The following is a 7,111-nucleotide window of genomic DNA, read 5'->3' on the forward strand; positions in this document are numbered from 1 at the left end:
TCTAACAGTGCATCATGGACCGACGATGCGAATTGGAGCACATCAAAAACTCCATACTCCTCACAGGAGGTCATAATTGCTGATGCAGAGGCAAATAACGATGCAGAATTATCATCTACCGTAAGTATAGGTTCCATGACCATAGAAGCTGGAGGTAACCTTACAGTAAATAATAGTGGTGACTTATCTGTAAGTGGAGCCATAACAATTGAATCTGATGGTAACGGACAGGGTGCTCTAATAATAAATGGAACAGGCTCTGTATCTGCTGGCAGTGCTACATACAACAGAAGCATTACCGATGATGGCAGCTGGCACTTGATGGGCAATCCGACAAATGGTACAGAAGTAACCCCATTTACAGGCTACTATGCAAAAACATGGAGTGAACCAGACGCCGCCTGGAACTACCTAACCTCATCAAGCACACTAAGCACTATGGAAGGATACAGTGTTCGATACCCATCATCATCATCATCTCCGCCAGATGGTTATGTTGAATTCTCAGGCTCAAATTTTAATAATGGTAATCAAAGTGTAAGTGTAACCAATTTTGATACTGATGATACAGAAGAAACCTATGGATGGAATTTGATTGGTAATCCATATCCAAGCCCAATAAACTGGGACCTTTACTCTGTCGAAACGGGCATTAACGGAACTGTTTATCAATGGGACGAAAGTAATTATATAAGTTATAACACAAGTAACAGTTCTGGAGATGCAAATGCTAATTATATCCAGCCTTGCCAGGGTTTCTTCGTATTTTCCGATAATTCTTCTGCTACATTAACTCTAACAAATAGCCTAAGAGTTAAATCCGGAACCAGTTATTACAAAAAAGATAAAAACAACGAAAAAACCTCATTTACCCTCAACATTGATAATGGCGAACACCAGGATAATGCCTACATTGTATTTTTCCCGGGTGGAACAGATGAATTTGATAATGCTTTGGATGGACACAAATTATTTTCTACAAATACTGATGTACCCCAAATTTACAGTAAAACAAACGGAAATGATCAACTTGCTATCAATACCCTTAGTCCATCTATGCTGGAAGATGAATTTTTCACCCACGAAATACCTATAGGATTAAAAAACACATATGAAGATAATCTTGTGATATCATTAGCTGATGTATACCAATTGCCGGATAGTATCGATATATTGTTAGTAGATCATAATATGCTTGACACGATAAACCTACAAGAGTCGGATTATAGTTTTATTGGTTCAGGAACGAATAACAGTGACAACCGCTTCTCAATAATTATTACAAAAAATGTTGATTCAGGTACAGGCATATCAGAGTTAAACGCAAATATTTATGCCTATACTTCCGGAAATGAACTTATCGTTGAATCTTCAAGACTAATAAAAAATGGAAGGATTATTGTAAGTGATATGATGGGCAGAACGATAATTAACAGGAAATTAACAAGTAAAGAACGTTTTCAATTTCCCATCCCGGAAAAAACGAATATATTTGTCGTAAATATTTTAACCGACAAAACAATTTTGTACCGTAAAACGTTAATGAACAAGTGATAGAACGAAAATGCGAAGATTAATTTACATATTACTATTCTTTTTTATTTTATCTTTTTCCGGAGTTTACGGTCAGCGTGATTCGCAATTCAAACGGGAAAAAGAAAAAGTATTTAAAAAGAATAATTTCGGAAAAAATAATACGTCGGGAACAAGAGCAGGCCCACCTGATCCCGGAGGTGGCAGTGGTGGTAATCCGGTGCCAATCTCTGGTGGTGCAGTGCTTCTGGCAGGAGGTTTATTTTTATATTCAATATACAGAACCCGAAAAAAAGATGTCTAAAAAAGACATCTTTTTTATTTCTACCTATTTCATAGTTGGTCTTTTAATCCAACTATGAAACAACCTAACCTCAAATCACTATCTTTACCTTTTCTGGTAATAAAAATTCTTACTAAAAGTACCTAAAATGTGAATTTTATATTACTTTTAAACAAGATTGGTTAATATATGAAAACAAAAATATTCATAGCAGTATTTTTATATCTGGCCATAAATGTAAGTGCTCAGAGCGACAACATAATATCTGTAAAAAACATTAAAGGGCAAGCCATTGGCGGCATAAATACAGCTCCAGCAGAAATTATTGAAAAAGCCATAAAAAACGCAAAGCTTAATGCCCTGACCAAAGCCGGAATACACGAACAAATAAACACTTACCAGAATCTTTACAGGAGTGAAACGTCACAGGATTACGAAGAAATATTTATGTCGGATGTTTTTACCAATATTAGTGGAGTTGTGCAATCTGTAACTATAAAAGATACTGTTGCCCGGTTCGATGAAAGCAACTACGCATTAAAAGTCACTATAACAGCTGATGCAAAAGTAATTAAATACGACAAAAAAGAGGATCGTACTTTCGATGCCTGGGTAGAGGGAATTAAGAATTATTATAACAGTCCCTCTCCCGCCACTTTCAAAATTAAACCAACCGAAGATTGTTACGCACAAATATTTTTAATTGCCCGGGAACAAGAATCTTATCAACTATATCCAAACCAATATGAAAAGCAACAATTATTAAAAGCTCACAAAGAGCATTCATTCCCGACAGTTCCATATATTGATTATGAGCTTTCGACAAAACTAAAACAAGAACCTCATCGGTTAATTATTGTGTTGCTTAAGGAAGCAATTCCTTTTACTGGAAAAGTGGCTTATAAACCCATTTTAGATTGGATATTCAGTATTTCGCCTGAAAAACGGGTTGTAAAGAGTTTTGGGATTACTGTTATAAAAAATTAATAAACAGCATATTAAGAAATTTAATATATCATTAACACAGCTATTCACCAAAATATTTTGTCTAAAAAGAATATATTTATCAAATTTACCATGTAATCATTAAATTTTTCAGTTATGAAAATGAAATTGACAGGACTATTATCAGTTACAATGATGTTCGCCGTAGTTACATTTATGAGCTGCGGAGGCCCCAAGGAAACAGCAAAAACAGATTCTGGATTCCAGGAAGTTGACATACCCTGCCAGGAAAAAGGGTATTCTGATTCGGAATATTTCCGTGCTGCAGGTAATGGAGATAGCCGTAACCTGGCTACTTCCAAAGACAAAGCAATGATGAATGCCAAAACTCGTCTTGCCGGACTTATCAACTCTACTATTAAGTCTGTTACTGAACAGTATACTAACGAAATTGACGTTGGTGATGCTATGGAGTTTGAACAAAGTTTCGAGCAAATGGCGCGTGACGTAGTAAACCAAAAACTTGTAGAGGTGGCAGTTACCTGTGAAAAAACAGGACAGCTTGATAATGGAAATTATCGTACATACCTTGCCATTCAGGTTAAAAAAGACTACATCTACAATGGTATTGACGAAAAAATCTCGAAAGACAAAAAACTTCAGCTCAAATATGACCGCATGAAGTTTAAAGAAAAGTTTGACGAGGAAATGGATAAACTAGAAAGACAAAACTAGACGTGAAATAAAGTCAACAAGAAAATCAGTATTCCGGTACGACGGATGCTGATTTTTTTGTATTTATCCGATATTTAAAGAATAAAATTCCTAATCCACTCCTGTGGCTTGATTAAATCGATTTAAGAAAAAGAATAAGTATTTTTGTATCAAATATCGGTTTTTGTAAATTGTATAATTATTTACCAAAACTTAGTCTCATGAAAAAAATTACACATATCCTCCTATTTGCAATGCTATTTCTGGCATTTGTTCCTGGTCAGGCGCAAAAAGGCAAAAAAGTTATCGAAAGTAGTGAACGTAGAGCTCCGGATTGGGTAAATGGTCTCGAAAAAAACTACATTATAATTGTGGGAACAGGTACAACCCTTGAAGATGCCAAACAAGATGCCCTGCTCAGGATAAAGGAAAAAATAATTCGCGCTGTGGCTGAAAATGTGCAATTCGAAAGCCAGATGGACCGGAAAGAAGAAATGTTAAATAATATCAGCAATTATGCTGAAACCTATGAATCGACAACCAAAACCCAGGCTACTGATGTCTCTTTCGTTAAAGGAATTGCACTAAATAAAGCTGAAGAGTTTTATTGGGAAAAAGTAAAAGACAAAAGTACTGATAAAGTAACGGCTCATTATCATGTAAAATACCCATTCTCTTCAATAGAACTCAAAAAACTGGTAATGGCCTTTGAGAAAAAGGACAGAGAGCTAACAGAGCAGCTCAACTCCATTTTAAATGAAGTCCCCACAATGAATTCTGTTGAACGAATGGAAGGTGCCATAAAAGAACTGCAACAGCTCCAGGAACGTTTCATGGGACCGCGAAAAGATCAGGCAGCAACCGGAGTTAGCCGTATAATCACCAGACTAAAGTCCATCACAATTCACCCGGAAGTAAACAGGCTGGGCTTAATTGAATACTCGCTGCGGGTTGGAGATCAAACTATTAAAGCCTCAAAAAAACCAAGAGTACTAAATCCCAATCAGTGTGCAACAATTAAAACAGTTCAACCAACCGAAAGTGGCTGGAAAATCAAATACGATCCACAGTATTGCTACGAAGATCCCAATAACCTCATTCGTGTAATGCACAATATCCGTCATAACCGCTTGCAGCATGACTTTCATTTTAACATTAATGCCGAAAAAGTGGAAATATACATGCACTCAGACATACTTGTGAATGCGGAAACCGTTACAGACACTGCAGCAAAAGACATCACATTTACTTTCAATATTGCATCTAAATATGAAAGTCCCTTCACCATTGAAAGCATTGTACTAAAATACGATAACCTGGCTCCCATTTCATTCAACAACATTAACCGTACATTTAGCGGGAAAGGAGAACATGAACTTAAGCTGGAGCTTGACAAGGAACTGGAAATTGATAAATACAGCTCTAATAAAGAGTCCATGGTGAATGGCATGATATATTACAAAGGCAAGGAATCAGGTGAAAGAGACACCTACAAATTATACAAACACAATATTACCACTAACTTTTAGTATATCATAAGACTATAGAATTGAAGCTACCTCAGCCATGGGGTAGCTTTTTTTGTGGTATATAAACTCGTACATCATTGCACTCCTGATCTGGTAAAATCAAGTAGTTTTGCGGATAAAATTTCCTGGCAGCCAATGCAAGCACCATAGCATCTACAATGTCATCTGCTTTAAGGTGTTTGCGCAATGTATCTGCTATAATAGAGTGAAAAACAACTTCTGACTTCTGCCAAAGCCATTTTAATAAATGTATTCGTTCCGCTATGCCTGTCTTATTTCGTTTATTGCTATGCAATTGAACACCCCTGTTCAAATGATAAAATGTGGTTTCAGGATGCGACTCAAAAAAGATATCGCGATATCCGGGATTAGTTTTTAAAAAGCGATCAAGCGCCTTAATTTTAGGCATGATATTCCAGGCTTGCAAAGATATCTTCTTACCTGTTTTACTGGCATTCAATGCGCAAGCCTCCTGGTAGCTTTTGGCATAAAGCGCTGCCTTTACGGGAGGACTAAAAACCGAGGATTTAAGTCCGCGTGGTAGAAGTTTTCTGAGTTCTATATCGCATTGCCTTTGCGAATTGACAGTATTAAGGCCAATGGGCATATCGATAAAATACAAATCAGCGGGTAGCGCCAAAACTAATTTATTTAGCGATTCATGCACAGCAAAATTATAATTATCCGCATCATCTATATAAAAGCCAAACCACCCAGCAGGACAACCGTCTATTCCGACAACTTTCATTTCCCCTGAGCCCTTTGAATGGCATCGTCCATGGCCATTGAAAACAGCTCGGTGGTAGTCATACCATAAGCTTCTGCCTGTTGTGGTACGATGCTAGCAGCACTCATACCAGGCACGGTATTTACTTCAATTAAGTATAACCTGTCGTCTTTCATGAGGTAGTCAATACGCACAATTCCGTGGCAACTCAACCAGTCGTATATTTGTGAAGAGAGTTGCTGCACAGCGTTCATCTCAGTTTTAGTAATGCGTGCAGGTGTTATTTCGTCAGCTTCTCCATTGTATTTTGCATCATAATCGAAAAACTCATTTTTACTTACAATTTCAGTTGCCGGAAGCAACAAGGCCTTATCCCTTGTTTTGATCAAACCACAGGTTACTTCTGTTCCATCAATAAAAGACTCTATGAGTATTTCCCCATCCTCATCAAAGGCTGCATTTATAGCATTCTTTAGTTCACTAATTGCTTTTACTTTTGTAATACCAAAGCTACTACCACCGGCATTGGGTTTAACAAACAGTGGAAGCCCTAAATCTTCTACTATCTGCTCTACATCATATCTATCATCTTTTTTGAGGAAAATATAGGGCGCAGTATGAACACCCAGCATCTGGAGGTAACGTTTAGTTGCAACTTTATTAAATGTTAAAGCAGATGTAAATGCATCACAGGTTGTGTATGGCATCCCAATCATATCAAAATAACTCTGTAACCGGCCGTCTTCTCCCGGGGCTCCGTGAATAGTGATAAAAGCCAAATCGAACTTCAGGCGATTCTCATGCACAATTACTGAAAAATCGTTTTTATCTACCTCAAATTCCACGTTCTGATTATCGATATAAACCCATTTTTCCCGGTTGATTAAAACCTGGTATACTTTAAACCTTGACTTGTCAATACTTTTTGCAATCTCTTTTGCACTGTTAAAAGAGACGACATCCTCCTTGGAATAACCTCCAGAAATAAGTGCCACGTTGATTTTCATGCCCGAATATTTAGTGTTCAATCATCAAAAATAAAGATATTTCATGGTTGCGCAGTAAAAAGTCTTGTTTTTTATAAAATGAGTTTTTGAAGAATTATCCGGACTATCGTGGATTCGTTCAACTTACAATTTTCAGTGCGCTTCGCTGCTGAAAAACATTACAAAAGCAGGATGATTTACTTTCAATTCTTTTATTACAGCTGGCCTGCATCCCGATACGCTGCGCTATCGTGGATTCGTTCAACTTACAATTTTCAGTGCGCTTCGCTTCTGAAAAACATTACAAAAGCAGGATGATTTACTTTCAATTCTTTCAATACAGCTGGCCTGTATCCCGATACGCTGCGCTATCGAGGATTCGTTCAACTTACAA

General features: G+C 37.1%; 7 protein-coding genes. 5 read left to right on the forward strand and 2 right to left on the reverse strand.

What is annotated here, in order from left to right; translation table 11 throughout:
* The 5 genes from VJ937_RS05535 to VJ937_RS05555 form a co-directional block, all read left to right on the forward strand.
* On the forward strand, positions 1-1,554 hold a 1,554-nt coding region (locus VJ937_RS05535; RefSeq protein WP_324065895.1), incomplete at its 5' end, for a hypothetical protein.
* A 10-nt stretch (positions 1,555-1,564) separates the two neighbouring features.
* Positions 1,565-1,837, forward strand: coding sequence for a hypothetical protein (locus VJ937_RS05540; RefSeq protein ID WP_057951963.1), 273 nt, complete (start codon positions 1,565-1,567; stop codon positions 1,835-1,837).
* A 168-nt stretch (positions 1,838-2,005) separates the two neighbouring features.
* Positions 2,006-2,803 carry a DUF4384 domain-containing protein gene (locus tag VJ937_RS05545; RefSeq protein WP_324065896.1) on the forward strand — a complete coding sequence of 266 codons (798 nt, stop codon included), beginning with the start codon at positions 2,006-2,008 and terminating at the stop codon, positions 2,801-2,803.
* Positions 2,804-2,917: 114 nt separating this feature from the next.
* Entirely contained in the window at positions 2,918-3,496 is a 579-nt protein-coding gene (locus tag VJ937_RS05550) for a hypothetical protein (protein ID WP_057951965.1), read from the forward strand.
* Positions 3,497-3,696: 200 nt separating this feature from the next.
* Positions 3,697-5,004: a hypothetical protein gene (locus VJ937_RS05555; RefSeq protein WP_324065897.1), complete on the forward strand. Its 1,308-nt coding sequence runs from the start codon at positions 3,697-3,699 to the stop codon at positions 5,002-5,004.
* 31 nt (positions 5,005-5,035) lie between these two features.
* Here the strand turns inward: VJ937_RS05555 and VJ937_RS05560 are convergent, their stop codons facing one another.
* Positions 5,036-5,752: a DUF429 domain-containing protein gene (locus VJ937_RS05560; RefSeq protein WP_324065898.1), complete on the reverse strand. Its 717-nt coding sequence runs from the start codon at positions 5,750-5,752 to the stop codon at positions 5,036-5,038.
* Positions 5,749-6,738, reverse strand: coding sequence for a D-alanine--D-alanine ligase (locus VJ937_RS05565; RefSeq protein WP_324065899.1), 990 nt, complete (start codon positions 6,736-6,738; stop codon positions 5,749-5,751). Before VJ937_RS05565 ends, VJ937_RS05560 begins: the two co-directional genes overlap by 4 nt.
* Positions 6,739-7,111: the final 373 nt, after the last annotated feature.

It is taken from the genome of Salinivirga sp. (genome assembly GCF_035268865.1).
In the GTDB taxonomy this organism is placed as follows: domain Bacteria; phylum Bacteroidota; class Bacteroidia; order Bacteroidales; family Salinivirgaceae; genus Salinivirga.